Genomic DNA, 14,685 nt, shown 5'->3' on the forward strand with positions numbered 1-14,685 from the left:
ACAGGTTCCCAATCCGCAGAAAAAGCTCACAACGGACCAGGCAAGCCGTCGATCAGGGTACCTCCGCAATTGAGAGCATGTGCAGCATGATGCTGCAGGGGAACACTCCCGCCAAGTCCAAGTTCGGCTCCGCAAGGGAGACGTACATGGCCGCGACCCAAGGTTTGAACGACAACTGCCTGCCAGTAACGCTGATCGACGCCGCAGAGACATCGCGCAAGAAAGCGGAGGACGAAGTCAGAGCTCGATCCAGGTACAAAATGGCAAGGCGGGCAAGGCTTTCGAAGGCTTGTCCGGCAATGCCTCGGCTGATCCGCAGTGTCATTGCCGGTTCCGGTGCAATCGGGGTCGTGGACTTTTCCTTCCGGCGGACAGTCGCATCGACCTCAAAGATTTAAGCCCGGAGAGGACAATTGCTATTGCCGCACGAATCGCTTCTCCTTCTGGAAGGACCAATCGCAACGTAGTTTGCTGAACCCATGGTCCCTATCCTTGATGCGACCGGCGTTGCCCCGCCGCCCCCGAACCGGCGTCGGTCGCCTCACTCTTCGGGCAGGTCCAACCGTAGCTATGTTTCGAATTCGCCACGCCTGGTGGCGAGCAGAAAGTGACGGAGCACCCAGTTGCGTTAACGCAGGTTAATGCCCGGAGGGTTGACGTGTGGGAAGGTGACATTGGTGCTTCCAACCGACTCGTTGGCTGTACGTCGGATCCCGAGGGAGAAGCCAATGACCCGTGATCGGCCGGTGATTTCCGCCTTTGATTTTGATGTGATCAAAAATGCGCTCAAAGCCATAGTCGTTGAGGGCGCCGTTCCCGAATCCGAGTGGGATCAACAAGCTCGCAATCTCGTGAGAATTTTCTCCGGCACCGGGGCAGACGAGACCATGGTTCGAGTTCTGCTTGAGAGCTGCCGGACTTGCATAGACAACGCGTCCGAAAGGGAGCTTCCCGTCACGCATGATGGCGGTGCTCACTTCGGCAGGCAAAGTCGTAATTTACGGCGTTCAAGGGAGCTGCTTGCGAGAGGCCGGCATGAGAGGCGGAGCATAGAGAACGCTGTTTCTTTAGCGTTGAGCGATGAAAACGCCTCCGATTAGATCATGGGATGTATGGGAAGGACCTCAGGCTTGAGGCTGCCGCTTCGTTGATCGGATTTTGGTCCGGTTGCTTCCGACCGAAGCCCTGCATCCGGAACATTCGATTTGCGTGACGTTTCGGGCCGCGAGCCGGAACTTTATCATGTGTGACGCTGATGGGAGATGGCACTCTCCCGACGATTGCTGATGTGCAAGACGACGCTTGAATGTCCCCATTGCGGTTTCGCCTTGAAGAGAGCAGGCAGCTGGTTTCAGGTCGTCGCCTCGCATCGGTGCGAGCCGTGCCAACGCCAGTTCGGATCACCTATCCTCACAATTCAGACCCTTCGCACAAGCATGAGCAGCCGTCAGCACTTGAAGAGGCGCGGCAGCGCTCAGCCTGGATTCCCGCATGGTGCTCTTAGGCCAGGGGGCTTCAGATCACAACTTCGCCCTCCCACACTGGCATCAATCAAAGGATTATCGAACAATGCTAAATGGAACTGTCACATCCCTTGCCTTGGGGATGCGTATGGCCAGCCTTCGAGCCAGAATGCAGGCGGCCAAGATCGCCCAAGGCAAATTGATGACTTGTCGAGAAAGTCGTCGCGATCATAGGGATGGACTGGCTCGGATCGATGGTGACGAACTTATCGCGGCCTCCTTCGTCAACGATCTATCGCCGGGCAACGTCGCCGACCATGCCGACACTCAGCAGACTTTTTGACTCCCGGGCCGAAGCAGCCAAAGCCGCAGGCGACCTAGTGGCAGCGGGAATTGCCCGCGTGCGGATCGCCGTTATCGGACCTTACCGCGACGAGGTGGCTGGTTTGGGGATCGCTCCGGCTGCAATTCTTACCGCGATTTTCAGCGGGAGTGCTCTTGTGGCGTTTTTGATCAACCCTTACGGCGCGGGGCTCTCGCCGACAGCACTGGCGGCGCTCGCTTGCGCCAGCGTTGCTGGCGGGCTGATCGGATCCGTGGCAGCTGCCGCGGGGAGGCTCGTGGATGTGGATCCGGTCGAAGGGATCGTTTTGGTGACGGCCCATGTCAATGACGCCGAAATTGAGATCGCGCTGGCAGCGCTTGGCGTTCCTGCGAACTCATGCACGGCCCAAGCGGCATGACCCTGGTACCGGCTCTAGCCCGCCCCGGCGTTTGCCGGGCCGGGCGACCCCGGGCTGTGCTGCATTGGTCGACAGATGTCTAACTTCAAGAACACGCTCCGCCGGAACAATTTGCCTCCGCTTATGTTTGGGGCAAAGTTTAGCGGAGCCTAATGTGAGATTCTTGTTCATTCAGGAACCGTGCGAAACGTGGGCGGTGTTCGACGCCGCGACCGACGAGCCGGCGGAGTTTGCAGGTGAGTGCCTCACGGGTCTCACAAAGTCTGCCGCTATTTGGCTCGCCACCAGAGCAAACGAGGACGAACGAAGAAGCCGTTGCCAGGTCCAATCGAGCATCAACGCAAGTGCTACCGTCGGCGTTCTTGAGCAGCAATTGCGTGTCCAGTAATGGGGATGATGAGTGACGAGGCCATGGCTGCTGTATTGGCTTCACGCGAGGACGAAGTGCAGGTGCTCGGTGTATTCGACGCCGTGAACAAGAAAGAAGCTGCCCTTGAGCTTCGCAGTTTAGGGGAGGCAGTCCAGTTCATCGCAAATGCGTCCGTGTTGGGCTACGACGTTCGCGCCGCGATGATCTTCTTTGGGCCGCGGGAGCGCCCAAGCTTGAGGGTGCAGCACTGCGAGCAGCTTTGGGCAAAATACGGCATGCTGCTGCTTGCGCCGGACTGCATGTCTTGACCTGTTGGCCCTGGTTTCTAGCGCAGGCCGACCGACTTGCCCATTTGAACCTTCTGAGCGGACGCAAGCACCGACCAGCTAGGAATGGAGCTGTGGCGCTACGCCGTCGGCCGTCGTTTTATCGAACGCCACAGCCACACCGTGAACGATGGATGCCGCCGCCAACATTTCCTCCAATTGGCGGTCAGAGGCCCTACAGGTCGGCATGAGTGTTCGGATGGCGCGAATTGCCTGTGCAATGGACAGGAACCGAGCTTTGCCTCTGGAAATAACATAGGCCTCTGCGGCTCGTTCAACCGTGATGGAATGAAAAGCGTCGGTCACGAGAATTCCTCCCTGAACGCAGACCAAAATGATTTAGCGCCAACATTAGACAGCCTTCAAGGGCATGTCCCATTCCGAACAATCATCCGGTGGTGATGTCGAACTGAGGTTGCTCCTCCTTCCCATCTGCGCCATGCGTGAGTTGGATCATTCCGGTCGATGATCGTGATCTCGCCGCGCTTGGAATGGCGGTCAGGATTTGTTCAGTGTCGAAATAGCCTTCTCTACACCGGGCTGAACATGAGCCATGACATTGCGGAACGGAACCACGTACAGGATAGCGCCTGACTTGGCGGCAAGCCGATCTAGCAGCTTGCGGGAATCCTCGATTACCCGGCGCGTCTTTTCGGTCCCTGCACGCAGGTCCTCGACATATGCCCGCGCCCGTTGCTGGTAGAGGCGCGCACTCACGGTTCGGAAGTCGTCAGGTTCCCACGGTTCCACGGGCATCAGACCCGTTGCGGATGAGTTCGAACGTGACCTTTACCACAAAAATGGGTTTGCTCGAACCGTCATGCACATACAGTGCCACCTCGCGGAAGGTGCCGTCCGGCATCTTGTCCTTTGCTATTTCTAGGAGCGCCTTTGCCGCCTCGTCTTCAGCCGATTGCAGGCTCGGAAGGTCGGTTCCTTCAGTGTCCGGGTATGCGGTTCCGTTGTCGGTTAGATCAAAATAGTAGAGCGCCATCAGTGCCGAACAGAGCAGCGCGATCTTTGTTCCTGACCCTAAGCTGTGTCGCGGGTTCCGGTTAACGCCGGCTTTAGATCGTCAATGGCGGTCATACCTCCAGTGAACAGGGTGAGAATGCTCCTAGCCAGGGTCTCGCACTCTGGGCTTCCCGCCGGAATGCCCGATCGATTGGCCAGGATGTCCGCCAGCATAGTTAGCTGCTCGGGTTCGACGTGGCCGTCTGCCGAAATCTCGTGGGGCCTTCGCTTCAGGGGAGGCTATTTGTACGCGTTCGGACGGACATTAGCTAAGTCGCGATTGGGGCTGTCAATTATGCAATCGCCTGGACCTGATGGCCGCAGCAGGCTTACGATCATTCTACTCCATCGCGAGCCCAATCAGGCACAATATCCCAGCGCGCCGAGAACAAACCGGCCATGCTGGTCGACAGCTCTTCGCGAACAAGAAGCGGATGCGCGAATTTGAACCGGCGAAGCCGGGGTGGTCCTTTTAACGAAGAAACGGCCGCACAATCTGCGAAGAATAGGAACGGAACCGTGAGAGTCTTGACCGGCCCAGGTTCAAGATTTCTCGCGAAAATCCAGCAGCTTCGCATGGCGCAGCTTTTCTTCTCCCTTCAGGAACTTCACAAGCCCGACAAGACCGGGCTTTAGCCATTCGGCCTTGTCGCTCTTTATCCCTTTCGGCACCGGCCCTCCTACCTTCCCCTTAACCCGGTCCCACAGACGCTGGCGCTTGTCGGCCTTGAACGTGACGAAGGCGCCGCCGGCATAGCGGCCCTTGTCGGCCATCAGCACCATGGCAGGTTTGCCCGCCTCGCGCTGGACGCCGATGATATCCATCTCCTTTTCGGCATAGCACTTGATCTTGCGCCAGTTCATCGTCGGGCCGCTGCGATAGACGCCGCCCTTGCGCTTCGACACCATGCCTTCAAGGCCGGCCTGGTCCACCATGTGATAGACAGCGGCGCCAGCGCCCGGCATCGCTTCGCTGAACTGGATATGGCCGGTCGGAAGCAACGCCTGCAGGATCTCACGACGATCTTCTATCGGCATATTGCGCAGATCGTGGCCGTTGAGGTGCAGCAAGTCGAACGCGACCAGATAGAGGTCGCGCGAGGGTTTGCGGCTGGTGACGGCGGATTGCAGCACGTGGACGTCTGTCAGGCCCGCCTCGTTGATCGTAATCGCCTCGCCATCGATGATGAAGCTTGCCGCCTCGATCGCCGTGGCTTCGCCGGCAAGTTGAACATAACGACCCGTCCAGTCGTAACCGTTCTTTGTAAACAGCCGAATTCCGTCTTCGTCCTTGATGAGCTGGGTGCGGTAGCCGTCGAACTTGAATTCATGGATCCACTCGTCGCCCTGAGGCGGTGTATCGACGAGCTCAGGCTCCATGGGCTTGATGAACTTCAGACGCATGCACCGAACTCACGACGGATATGCGGTTCAATCAGCTTTAGCTAAAATAGTTCCGAACCCGCAAACCGTTAGCGCGATGCAACAAAGCTCGCGGAACTACGTTGGCATCCATCGGAGTGGAGGAACAATGATGGCGGATGACAAGAGCAAGCGAGACTCTCGAGATCGAAACCGCGTCTCCGTAGAGGAAGAATAGAGATTCGTTATTTCGACGAGAAGACGGGAATCACGGCCCAACAGGTGCGCGACCTGATAAAGCAACACGGCAATGACCGCGCCACGCTGGAACGCGAGGCGAAAAACCTCAAACGCGGCTGAGACTACCGATGACGAAGTACCAAGTGGAAGAGATCGAAGGCGACGCGGTCTTGTCATCTGCCGTTGTTGTAGTCGACGATCCGATGAAAGCCGCAGAAGCCGCGGCTGGTGGTCAAAAGGTATCGCCAAGGGCTCTACAGGATCATTGGTTCCGGGTTGTCGATGAAGAGCAAGCCGCCGTTTACGAGTACAGCCTGGCCGTGCCTGACGAGCATCCAGATCCAGAATGGACGAGGCAATCTGACCTCGCCGATCCCTGGGAAGTTCCACGGTGAAAAGTCATCCCAGAGGAAGAAAAAATCGTTGGAGCCGAATACGCCGGCGAATGCGATCGAATTCCTCAACACGCCCGAAAGTTTCTCGCGCTTGGTGAGTTCGGGCTTCTTATAAGCCTTCCTAATCATTCGACCCCGCCGGATATCGCGATCACCTGGACAGCTATGTTACCCAGCCGCTCGCGCTTCTTCAGTTCTGGCTTTTCGTAGGATCCCGCCCGAGATCGTCCGCTATCGAGAAACATGCGCGGTCGGGCTCGATGCCTTCGGCCTGATATCGCCAAAGGTGTGTTCCAAGAAGGCCAACAACTGGCGCACGGCGGGCGAATCGCAGGAGTAATATATCCACTGGCTTTCCCGCCGGGTGTTCACCAGTCCGGCCCTACGCAGTTTGGCCAGATTTTGCGAGAGCGGCGCTTGAGTGTGGTTGCTCCCTACCTTCTCCAACAGTTCGTTTACTGACTGTTCCCCATCGAGCAAATGAGCCAAGACCAATAGTCTGGTCGGGTTGCCGACTGCCTCAAGGAATTCACAAGCTTCGACGCACCTGCCCTTGGATGTTTTCGAAACCATATGCGCCAATCTGGTCCATCCGGTCCCTCGCCCAAAGGTGCATGGCATGAAGCTGCCCGACATGGCGGCCCAGATATGGATTGCACGGCATATGAAAAGATACGCTCAGCCTCGGCAGCTTTTTGCCATTCTGGTCCCGGACCTGAATGAATAATTGCTGGCTGTCGAGATCCTTCGGAGATTCTTTCACCAAGTCGATCAAGCCTCCGATGCCTCACGACGTGCTCCTCGAGCCCGTCGAGTCGATGCCTACCTCATCTTTTAATGACCGCATGGCTGTCTCCGGTGTCAAAGAATATCTCGCCCTCCAGCCCCTCTCACAGCATTCTCGCGTTTTTTTGGTGTAGATAGCCGGTATCGAAATCTCCTGCTCGTACGAGACCAGACCAATCGACAGCGTGCAATCGCGAGCCCTTGGTGACGATCAACCTGGCGCCTCGTAGTTCTTGAAGCATTCGGTTCACGTGCACGGTCGATAAGCCCAACGCGTCGGCAAGTTCTGCCTGCGTGATGGGAAGCTCCGCCACATGATCCTTGATGAGCCCCATGGAGTGAAGGCGGACGATGAGCTCGCATAGAATGTGCGCCATGCGAGCATAGGCGTCGCGCCTTCCAACATTTGTGACCCACTCTCGATAGATCGCGGCGTCGATCACGGTCGAGCGCCAAAACACAGTCGCTATGGAAGGATGTTGGTCGCAAATGGCTCGCAACGCATCATGCCGCATGAGGCCCACGGTAACGCGCGTGAGGGGTGAGAACGCGCAATCCAAAATAGAGAGATGCATTCCGTGGAGGTCAGGAATGTCTCCCGGAACAAAGAACGACGTGATCTGCCGTTTGCCCTCGCCCGTGAGCTTGGTGGAGCCCACCAGACCGTCCAAAACCACGAATGAATGGGTGGGCCGATCTCCCTCGCGCACGATGTCCTGGTTGGCCTGATAGTCCCGTTTCTGAAATTGGATGCTCTCTAAAACGGTGATATCCGACTGAGTGAGATCAGAGATGTTCTGGAGCTTACGGGTTAGAACATTCGGAGAAGGAACATGTGCCAAATTTTGTGACCGGGTTGCTTTTAAACGCCGAACTCGGACCAGGCTCTAATGTTCCCGGCGTTAGCGAGCGCGCCTGCTACAACGCGCGAGACGTCTGCTAACTCATTGGCATCCGGTCTACCTCGGCCAACGGATTTCGCCACTAGGCCGATGGCTGAATCTCAGATTGCGGACGCTCCAAAGAGAGGCGGAAGGTGCTTAGTCATGCTGAACCCGGCTCGATCGGATAACCTGATCGTTCGTAGAACTCGGCTACGCCAGCATTGGATTCGACCACTTGCAAATTCACCTTCTTACAGCCAAGTGCTGCTAGACGACTTTCAGCCTCTGTAAGAAGCTTCTGCCCGACCCCTTGTCTTTGCGGGTTTCAACATAGCGATCCGCGAAATCCAACCTCGATGACCCCCGTACCCTGCCATCACTGAGCCGATGCCTCCCAACGGGTGTCGGCCGTTCCACGCAATGTCTCCGTTGCGCAGAGGCGGAGGGAACGAATTCTTCCGTGTTACGTTGAAGCGGGTTGAACTTAAAAGGGGTGGGGATGAGCGAACTGTCGCTGGAAGACGTTATCGCGTTCGATAAGATCGACAATTCCGAGACCGGCCGGGACTTTGATTACAGGGATTTCTTTGAGAACGGTGCTGTTGCGCTTCATCTCGTGAGCGCAGAGGGCGTCATTCTGCACGCCAACAAAGCTGAACTCGATTTGGTTGGCTATCCGGCAGAGGATTATGTGGGGCGCCACATTGGCGAATTCCATCCTGACCGGGACGTGATCGAGGATGTTTTGGATCGCCTGACCCGTGGGGAAAAGATCACGAGGTATCCGGCGCGATTGAGGGCTTTCGACGGGTCGATCAAGCACGTAGAGATCACATCGAGTGGCCATTTCGTCGACGGAAAGCTGATCAACACGAGATGCTTCACCGTCGATTTAACCGACCTGGAGCGAACTCGTAGCGAGTTGCGGCGCAAGGACAGTACCTACCATCAGATTCTGGATGCGCTTCCGGTCGCCATTTACACCACTGACCCGCATGGCACGATCACCTATTACAACCGCGCTGCTGCGGCGCTCGCAGGCCGGGACCCTGAGGTCGGCAAGGACAAATGGTGTGTCACATTCAAGCTGTTCACGCCCGACGGCAAGGAACTGCCGCATGACGAATGCCCGATGGCGATTGCGCTCAAGGAGAACCGGCCAGTTTACGACCAGCAGGCCATAGCTCAACGTCCGGACGGGTCCTTCTTCCCATTTCAGCCTTATCCAACTCCTATACGAGACGAGACGGGCGATCTGGTTGGTGCGGTCAATATGCTGCTTGACCTAACCGATGCCCAACGGGCCGAGGAGGTCCGCCATCATTTGTCAGCCATTGTGGAATCCTCGTTCGATGCCATCGTCAGCAAGGATCTGAACACGAATATCACGAGTTGGAATCACGGCGCCGAACGTCTGTTCGGCTACACTGCCGAGGAGGCCATCGGGCGGTCTGTCACGATGCTCATCCCGGCTCAGCATCAGGACGAGGAACCGCGCATCCTTGAACGCATCCGCCGCGGTGAGCGAGTTGAGAGCTTCGAAACAGAGCGGCAGCGAAAGGATGGCAGCCTCGTTCCAGTCTCGCTGACGATATCACCTGTGCGCAATGCCGTCGGCCAGATCATCGGCGCCTCCAAGATCGCCCGAGACATCTCGATGGCTAAGGAGAGCGAACATCGCATCCGCATGCTCATGCGCGAGGTCAACCATCGGGTTAAAAACCAGTATTCCGTTATTCTCTCTATGATCAGAGAAACAAACAAGCGCGCCGACAACCCCGCAGCGTTCGAGCGGCAGGTTCGTGAGCGGATCATGGCTCTCTCACGCTCGCACGATCTGCTCGTTATGGGCGACTGGAGGGGCGTCACCGTTTTGGAACTCCTGCTATCGCAGGTCAAGCCATTCGGCGACGAGGGCCGAATTTCCTTATCCGGCCCGGCCGTTATCCTCAGTCCCAATGCGGTCCAATATCTTGGCATCGCTTTTCACGAACTCGCCACCAATTCAGCCAAATACGGCGCGCTTTTGGGAGATCAGGGGGCGATTTCGGTCAGATGGAACGTTTCGGGTTCGGGAACTCAGGGGGTCTTTCAGCTTACCTGGGCTGAAAAAGATGGTCCAAAAGTTCAGACCATCGGACAGGGTGGATTTGGAACAGTGGTGCTGAAGCGGGTTGCTCCCGAGGCGCTCGGAGGCAAAGGCAACCTCGACTACGGCGAACATGGCATCGTTTGGAGTTTGGAAGCGCCGGTGGCCTGGGTAGAGGCCACAGTAGCCAGTGAGGCCTAAAGCACGACGACTCAGAGTTGCGGGACGCCAAGTTCTCGTCAGCCTCGCGCAGAACCGTGTACCGAGGAGCGAGCAGTGGCCACACGCGGCCGCCTGCCTTATTCCGCCACGCATGCTGACATCGCCGCGACGTCCGAAGTGTTTCGCTCCTCTCTGCTAAATCGCGCGTGCGACCTTCACCGGCCTTGGAGGATGCTGTCCGGGGTCGCTTCAGGTGGACCGGAATCGTTCCCGCCTGCGACTATCGAGCACGCGTTTCAGGTCGCGCTGCTGGACAAGCGACATCGCCGTGGCCGCTAGGTCAGCCATCTCAGATGGTTTCGGGACCCAGCTTCCTTTGGCGAAAATCTGATGCTCGGGATTGTCGTCGAATTCGTTGTTGCCTGAATGAACGATGAAAGGGATCGAGCGGTCCGCAAGAGTATGCGCAACGCTGTGGCAAACACCGTCCCTTAGCTTCAGGTCGATCACCGCCACATCGGGGTTTTGATCTCCAAGGTAGCGTTCGGCCTCTGCGCACGAGGTGACATGCACGACTTCAAACCCAGCTTCGGCCAAGTGGTGCTCGACGTCCAGAGCAATGAGAACTTCGTCTTCCAAAAGGAGCGCGATCATATCAGCCATGGCGTCTCACCCTATCAGGCGGAAGCTCTGACATCGCTTACCTGCGCCTCCTGCCTTATGCTGGTGACCGTAAAGGTTTGTACCATCCCGTCACCCTAAGCGAGTCAGTTCGATGCGATCAAGTACCCGCGAGGGCGAATATTGATCAGCCAGAGCGCCAAAACGACGATCCCTTCCCCGATCTCTTCCCTATCGGAAGGTCGTCATTCTCGGCGATGTCGCTGAGGAGGCTAACGACCATCGTCGCCTCCTCCGAGGTACAGGAATAGAAACGCCGTTTGCCTTGGGTGCGGGATCGCACAATTCCAAGTTTGGCCATGCCGCTCAAATGCTGTAAAAGCGCGCTCTGCCCACCCGCCAGAGAGAGTAACTCCGACACCGATTTCTCCTTATCCATCAGATGAATCAGGATCAGCAGCCGCTTCCTGAAGCCTAGGGCTGCGAATAGCTGCGAGGCAACGGACAACTGCGTTCGCGAGGGCTTTTCCTCAGAGGGGCGGCTGCGATGGGCTAGTTACGCAGGCCTCAAGTGGTGTTTCGCCACTCGAGACGTGGGCTGAAATACGTCGTCTTCGAGTATCTTCCCCTTAGAACCCCCTCGAACTCGACTGTGCGCTAACTCTTCATCTCGGATCCACGCACCAGTTCCTTTTCCAAAAGCGAAGGCCCCGACGCTCGGCGGTCGGGGCCTGAAACTTTCAAAACCAGTCGGATCTTCGCTATGCCGCCTCGGCGGCAACGTTGACGGCCGACTCGGCGAGCTGCGTAAGGGCTTCGTCGGTGTCCTTCTCCTCGCCGAGGGTAAGCTCGAGAAGCTCTACTGCTTCATCCATGCCGAGTTCGCTGGCCCAGGTGCGCATCGTGCCATAGCGGGAGATCTCATAATGCTCGACTGCCTGAGCTGCGGCCAGCAGACCGGCATCGAGAGCCGGAGAGCCTTTATACTCGTCCATGATTTCGGAGCCTTCCTCCGTGATGCCCATGATGGCCGCGCACGTCTTGCCCTGTGGTTTCTTGCCGAGCGCGCTGAATATCTTCTCCAGGCGTGCGACATGCTCCTGGGTCTGGCCGCGGTGCTTTTCGAACGCTGCCTTGAGATCGGGGCTTTGTGCCGCCTTCGCCATCTTGGGAAGTGTCGCCAGAATCTTTTTCTCGGCAAAATAAATGTCTTTCAATGTATCGATGAAGAGCTCGTTCAGGCCTTTGGTCGAGGCCTTTTTTGTCGTCGCCATGATTGTCTCCCTTCTTGAGCGCCTCACAAACGGGGCGGACGAGAAACAAAGTTGCGGCGATGCAGTTCCATCAAGATTGGGCCAGCATGCCAAATGGGCTTGCGGCTGGTATGTGCAGATGCGAAATTCGCGGATCGCCGAATTTCGACAAGGAGGTTTGGCAAATCGAGGTCGCAATGATGTCCCGAGCAGCCATGCACAATGTCCAAATATCGGGCGCTGGCCCTCCAACAATCGTCTTCGCGCATGGCTTCGGATGCGATCAAAACATGTGGCGCTTTGTTGCGCCCGCGTTCGAGGACCGGTTTCGCGTCGTCACCTTTGATCATATAGGAGCAGGCGGCTCGGATCTCACTGCCTATGATCCGAAGCGATATTCGACCCTGGATGGCTATGCAGATGATGTCGTCGCGCTCTGCCGCGAGCTTAGTATGACTGGCGGCATTTTCGTTGGGCATTCGGTAAGCGCCATGATCGGCATTCTCGCCGCAAGGAAAGCGCCCGAGCTTTTCGGCAAGCTTGTGCTTGTGGGGCCGTCGCCCTGCTACATCAATACGGATGATTACGTCGGCGGCTTTACGGAAGCTCAAATCTCGGAACTGCTGGAATTCCTTGACAGCAATCACATGGGCTGGTCGACCGCGATGGCACCAATCATCATGGGCAATCCCGATCGGCCTGAACTCGCCAAAGAGCTTACGAACAGCTTTTGCAGGACCGATCCGGACATCGCCAAGAGGTTTGCCCGAGCCACCTTTCTATCCGACAATCGCGCTGACCTCGACGGCTTCTCGGTTCCTTCACTAATCCTGCAGTGCTCGGATGATGTGATCGCGCCGCAGGTGGTTGGCCAATACGTGCACCATCGCTTGGAAAACAGCCGGATCGTCAATCTCAGCGCAACCGGGCATTGCCCCAATCTGAGTGCGCCGGCCGAAACGATCGCCGCTATCAACAGCTTTGTTTGAGTGGCATATCGTGGCCTCAGGCGAAGATGCGCGGGCGCTGGAATGGGCCGAACTCAAAGACCTCTTTGAGACGGCTCCGTGCGGCTATATCTCGGCCTCTCGCGACGGCGTGATCCAGCGGGTGAACCAGACCTTCTGTGAATGGCTCGGGATCCAGGGGCACCACCTTGTCGGCAAACGTCTGCCCGATCTGCTGCCGATCGCAGGGAAGATCTACTACGAGACGCATTTTGCTCCTTTGCTGCGCATGCAAGGCGAGTTCAGGGAAGTCGCGCTCGACTTCCTGAAAGCTGATGGCAGCCGGCTGCCCGCGCTTGTCAATGCACAGGAGCGGCGAGACGCTGAGGGCGTGCCGCAATTCGTCAGATTGACCATCTTCGACGCAACGGATCGCCGGCGCTACGAGCAGGAACTCTTGAGCGCCAGGGCTTCGGCAGAGCAGGCAAACGAAGCGCTTCGGCGGCTGAATGCCGAGCAAGAGCGGATCATTGCCGATGAGGTCGCGCAGCGCATGGCGGTCGAGGAGACGCTGCGGCAGTCTCAAAAAATGGAAGCGGTGGGGCAACTGACGGGTGGCATCGCGCACGACTTCAACAACATGCTTGCCGTTATCATCGCCGGCCTCAATCTCATTCAGCGCCGGATCTCACCGGGCAATGACGATATCGGGAAGTTGATCGAAGCGTCCATGGACGGCGCTACCAAGGCAGCCGCGTTGACGCAGCGGTTGCTTGCCTTTTCGCGGCAGCAGCCGCTTGATCCGGAGCCGGTCAATTCGAATGGCATGGTGGCGGAGATGTCCGAGCTTTTGCGAAGCACCCTGGGCGAGACCATCCACATGGAGACAGTGCTGGCGAGTGGGCTTTGGAAAACCGTTGCTGACCGTAATCAGCTGGAAAACGCTATCGTCAATCTGTCTGTCAATGCGCGCGACGCAATGGCAGGTGGCGGCCGGCTCACCATTGAAACTGGAAATGCTGGGATCGACGACGCCTATGCGGTCGAGCATGGCATTGCGCCTGGTCAATATGTGATGATAGCCGTGACCGACACCGGGACAGGCATGACCCCGGAGGTGATCGCGAAGGCGTTCGACCCCTTCTACACAACAAAGGGCGTCGGCAAGGGAACGGGGCTGGGCCTCAGCCAGGTGTTCGGCTTCGTGAAGCAGTCAAGTGGCCATGTGAAGATCTATTCCGAGATCGGCCATGGCACGACGGTGAGGATCTATCTGCCTCGCTATTACGGGACCGGAGAGGCGTCGGCGCGAAAGCTGTCCGGTGACACTCCGGCTGGCGCTGCGCACGAAGTCATCCTCGTCGTGGAAGACGATTACAATGTGCGCGAACTCACGGGTCAGATGCTGCGCGATCTCGGCTATGGTGTCTTGTCGGCGGATGGCGGACAATCGGGCCTGCGCATGCTCCATGAGCACCCCGAAGTGAAGCTGCTTCTAACCGACGTTGTCATGCCCGATATGAACGGCCGACAGCTGGTCGAAGAGGCGCTTCAGCTGCGAACCGACCTCAAGGTGATCTACACCACAGGATATACTCGCAACGCCATCGTGCATAACGGTGTGCTGGACCCAGATGTCCAGCTCCTTCAAAAGCCTGCGACGTTGAAGGCATTGTCTCAGAAGGTTCGCCAGGTGCTCGACAAGTAATCCGGAGAAGAGGTTTCAAGCCCATTTACCCGACGTGCCGAATGGGCGTCGGCTTGAGGGGTTTAGGGTGGCCGCCATCAGCGCCACAGGAAAGATTTAAACAGAAGGACGTCGTGCGGCAACCATTGTCGAGCTAAAGGGCAGCGTATACCGCAGGCGCCAAGGTTGTGAGGTCGCATACGAGCTGTTTCAGAGCAGACTCATCGTACGCGGGTCACGCTCGCCCTCGAAAAACCGGTCTAGCGCCTGGTGGAAGATTGGGCCATCAACGCCGGCGGTTTCGCCAAACAGCGTCATCGATGACCGGAACTTCAAATCGTCT

The 14,685-nt window shown here is 57.5% G+C and carries 19 protein-coding genes; 8 read left to right on the top strand and 11 right to left on the bottom strand.

Going from position 1 to position 14,685, the window contains the following annotated elements; genetic code table 11:
* Nucleotides 1-52 precede the first annotated feature (52 nt).
* Nucleotides 53-325, bottom strand: a complete 273-nt coding sequence (locus FJ948_RS21320) for a hypothetical protein (protein WP_140707820.1) — start codon at nt 323-325, stop codon at nt 53-55.
* A gap of 403 nt (nt 326-728) precedes the next feature.
* On the opposite strand from FJ948_RS21320, the gene FJ948_RS21325 reads away from it, so the two are divergent.
* The 4 genes from FJ948_RS21325 to FJ948_RS21340 all read left to right on the top strand — a co-directional run bounded on the left by FJ948_RS21325 (nt 729) and on the right by FJ948_RS21340 (nt 2,884).
* The gene (locus tag FJ948_RS21325) at nt 729-1,100 is read left to right on the top strand and encodes a hypothetical protein (RefSeq protein WP_140707822.1); all 372 of its coding nucleotides are present in this window, start codon (nt 729-731) and stop codon (nt 1,098-1,100) included.
* A 511-nt stretch (nt 1,101-1,611) separates the two neighbouring features.
* Nucleotides 1,612-1,806, top strand: a complete 195-nt coding sequence (locus FJ948_RS21330; protein ID WP_224541745.1) for a hypothetical protein — start codon at nt 1,612-1,614, stop codon at nt 1,804-1,806.
* Nucleotides 1,781-2,206 (top strand): hypothetical protein, encoded by a 426-nt coding sequence (locus tag FJ948_RS21335; RefSeq protein WP_140707824.1) that lies wholly within the window; start codon nt 1,781-1,783, stop codon nt 2,204-2,206. The genes FJ948_RS21330 and FJ948_RS21335 overlap by 26 nt, the downstream gene beginning before the upstream one ends.
* Before the next feature lie 396 nt (nt 2,207-2,602).
* The gene (locus tag FJ948_RS21340) at nt 2,603-2,884 is read left to right on the top strand and encodes a hypothetical protein (RefSeq protein WP_224541747.1); all 282 of its coding nucleotides are present in this window, start codon (nt 2,603-2,605) and stop codon (nt 2,882-2,884) included.
* Between the two features lie 78 nt (nt 2,885-2,962).
* On the opposite strand, the gene FJ948_RS21345 is transcribed toward FJ948_RS21340, so the two are convergent.
* From FJ948_RS21345 to FJ948_RS21365, 4 genes are all read right to left on the bottom strand, one after another.
* Nucleotides 2,963-3,208: a hypothetical protein gene (locus FJ948_RS21345; RefSeq protein WP_140707828.1), complete on the bottom strand. Its 246-nt coding sequence runs from the start codon at nt 3,206-3,208 to the stop codon at nt 2,963-2,965.
* 192 nt (nt 3,209-3,400) lie between these two features.
* On the bottom strand, nt 3,401-3,619 hold the full coding sequence (locus FJ948_RS21350) for a hypothetical protein (RefSeq protein ID WP_140707830.1): 219 nt from the start codon (nt 3,617-3,619) through the stop codon (nt 3,401-3,403).
* Between the two features lie 13 nt (nt 3,620-3,632).
* Nucleotides 3,633-3,896, bottom strand: coding sequence for a hypothetical protein (locus FJ948_RS21355; RefSeq protein WP_140707832.1), 264 nt, complete (start codon nt 3,894-3,896; stop codon nt 3,633-3,635).
* A 563-nt stretch (nt 3,897-4,459) separates the two neighbouring features.
* Nucleotides 4,460-5,320 (bottom strand): ATP-dependent DNA ligase, encoded by an 861-nt coding sequence (locus FJ948_RS21365; protein ID WP_140707834.1) that lies wholly within the window; start codon nt 5,318-5,320, stop codon nt 4,460-4,462.
* A gap of 326 nt (nt 5,321-5,646) precedes the next feature.
* Between FJ948_RS21365 and FJ948_RS21375 the strand changes: the two genes are divergently transcribed.
* Nucleotides 5,647-5,913, top strand: coding sequence for a hypothetical protein (locus FJ948_RS21375; protein ID WP_140707836.1), 267 nt, complete (start codon nt 5,647-5,649; stop codon nt 5,911-5,913).
* A gap of 231 nt (nt 5,914-6,144) precedes the next feature.
* Here the strand turns inward: FJ948_RS21375 and FJ948_RS21380 are convergent, their stop codons facing one another.
* The 3 genes from FJ948_RS21380 to FJ948_RS21385 form a co-directional block, all read right to left on the bottom strand.
* A complete protein-coding gene (locus FJ948_RS21380; RefSeq protein WP_348643007.1) occupies nt 6,145-6,549 on the bottom strand; it encodes a metalloregulator ArsR/SmtB family transcription factor in 405 nt (134 codons plus the stop codon).
* The gene (locus FJ948_RS30340; RefSeq protein WP_181173759.1) at nt 6,443-6,688 is read right to left on the bottom strand and encodes a hypothetical protein; all 246 of its coding nucleotides are present in this window, start codon (nt 6,686-6,688) and stop codon (nt 6,443-6,445) included. The genes FJ948_RS21380 and FJ948_RS30340 overlap by 107 nt, the downstream gene beginning before the upstream one ends.
* Nucleotides 6,689-6,803: 115 nt before the next feature.
* Complete coding sequence (locus FJ948_RS21385; RefSeq protein WP_140707838.1) at nt 6,804-7,541, bottom strand: Crp/Fnr family transcriptional regulator; 738 nt, start codon at nt 7,539-7,541, stop codon at nt 6,804-6,806.
* A gap of 541 nt (nt 7,542-8,082) precedes the next feature.
* Here FJ948_RS21385 and FJ948_RS21395 point away from each other — a divergent pair.
* Nucleotides 8,083-9,873 (top strand): PAS domain S-box protein, encoded by a 1,791-nt coding sequence (locus FJ948_RS21395; RefSeq protein ID WP_140707840.1) that lies wholly within the window; start codon nt 8,083-8,085, stop codon nt 9,871-9,873.
* A 210-nt stretch (nt 9,874-10,083) separates the two neighbouring features.
* On the opposite strand, the gene FJ948_RS21400 is transcribed toward FJ948_RS21395, so the two are convergent.
* Together FJ948_RS21400 and FJ948_RS21405 are read right to left on the bottom strand one after the other, a co-directional pair.
* Nucleotides 10,084-10,497 (bottom strand): VpsR-related response regulator, encoded by a 414-nt coding sequence (locus FJ948_RS21400; protein ID WP_140707842.1) that lies wholly within the window; start codon nt 10,495-10,497, stop codon nt 10,084-10,086.
* A 719-nt stretch (nt 10,498-11,216) separates the two neighbouring features.
* Nucleotides 11,217-11,729: a DUF892 family protein gene (locus FJ948_RS21405; RefSeq protein WP_140707844.1), complete on the bottom strand. Its 513-nt coding sequence runs from the start codon at nt 11,727-11,729 to the stop codon at nt 11,217-11,219.
* Between the two features lie 179 nt (nt 11,730-11,908).
* Here FJ948_RS21405 and FJ948_RS21410 point away from each other — a divergent pair, with 179 nt between their 5' ends.
* Together FJ948_RS21410 and FJ948_RS21415 are read left to right on the top strand one after the other, a co-directional pair.
* Nucleotides 11,909-12,697, top strand: coding sequence for an alpha/beta hydrolase (locus FJ948_RS21410; protein ID WP_140707914.1), 789 nt, complete (start codon nt 11,909-11,911; stop codon nt 12,695-12,697).
* A gap of 10 nt (nt 12,698-12,707) precedes the next feature.
* Nucleotides 12,708-14,363 carry a PAS domain-containing hybrid sensor histidine kinase/response regulator gene (locus FJ948_RS21415; protein ID WP_224541749.1) on the top strand — a complete coding sequence of 552 codons (1,656 nt, stop codon included), beginning with the start codon at nt 12,708-12,710 and terminating at the stop codon, nt 14,361-14,363.
* A 189-nt stretch (nt 14,364-14,552) separates the two neighbouring features.
* Here the strand turns inward: FJ948_RS21415 and FJ948_RS21420 are convergent, their stop codons facing one another.
* Nucleotides 14,553-14,678 (bottom strand): DUF1810 family protein, encoded by a 126-nt coding sequence (locus FJ948_RS21420; protein WP_348643011.1) that lies wholly within the window; start codon nt 14,676-14,678, stop codon nt 14,553-14,555.
* Nucleotides 14,679-14,685: the final 7 nt, after the last annotated feature.

Source organism: Mesorhizobium sp. B2-3-12, from assembly GCF_006442205.1.
GTDB lineage: Bacteria > Pseudomonadota > Alphaproteobacteria > Rhizobiales > Rhizobiaceae > Mesorhizobium.

Bases quoted from the DNA above. Each gene is read 5' to 3' on its own strand.
- FJ948_RS21405 (WP_140707844.1), bottom strand. From the start codon at position 11,729: ATGGCGACGACAAAAAAGGCCTCGACCAAAGGCCTGAACGAGCTCTTC.
- FJ948_RS21320 (WP_140707820.1), bottom strand. From the start codon at position 325: ATGACACTGCGGATCAGCCGAGGCATTGCCGGACAAGCCTTCGAAAGC.
- FJ948_RS21380 (WP_348643007.1), bottom strand. From the start codon at position 6,549: ATGTCGGGCAGCTTCATGCCATGCACCTTTGGGCGAGGGACCGGATGG.
- FJ948_RS21410 (WP_140707914.1), top strand. From the start codon at position 11,909: ATGTCCCGAGCAGCCATGCACAATGTCCAAATATCGGGCGCTGGCCCT.
- FJ948_RS21395 (WP_140707840.1), top strand. From the start codon at position 8,083: ATGAGCGAACTGTCGCTGGAAGACGTTATCGCGTTCGATAAGATCGAC.
- FJ948_RS21375 (WP_140707836.1), top strand. From the start codon at position 5,647: ATGACGAAGTACCAAGTGGAAGAGATCGAAGGCGACGCGGTCTTGTCA.
- FJ948_RS21355 (WP_140707832.1), bottom strand. From the start codon at position 3,896: ATGGCGCTCTACTATTTTGATCTAACCGACAACGGAACCGCATACCCG.
- FJ948_RS21325 (WP_140707822.1), top strand. From the start codon at position 729: ATGACCCGTGATCGGCCGGTGATTTCCGCCTTTGATTTTGATGTGATC.
- FJ948_RS21365 (WP_140707834.1), bottom strand. From the start codon at position 5,320: ATGCGTCTGAAGTTCATCAAGCCCATGGAGCCTGAGCTCGTCGATACA.
- FJ948_RS21330 (WP_224541745.1), top strand. From the start codon at position 1,612: ATGGCCAGCCTTCGAGCCAGAATGCAGGCGGCCAAGATCGCCCAAGGC.
- FJ948_RS21335 (WP_140707824.1), top strand. From the start codon at position 1,781: ATGCCGACACTCAGCAGACTTTTTGACTCCCGGGCCGAAGCAGCCAAA.
- FJ948_RS21340 (WP_224541747.1), top strand. From the start codon at position 2,603: ATGAGTGACGAGGCCATGGCTGCTGTATTGGCTTCACGCGAGGACGAA.
- FJ948_RS21400 (WP_140707842.1), bottom strand. From the start codon at position 10,497: ATGGCTGATATGATCGCGCTCCTTTTGGAAGACGAAGTTCTCATTGCT.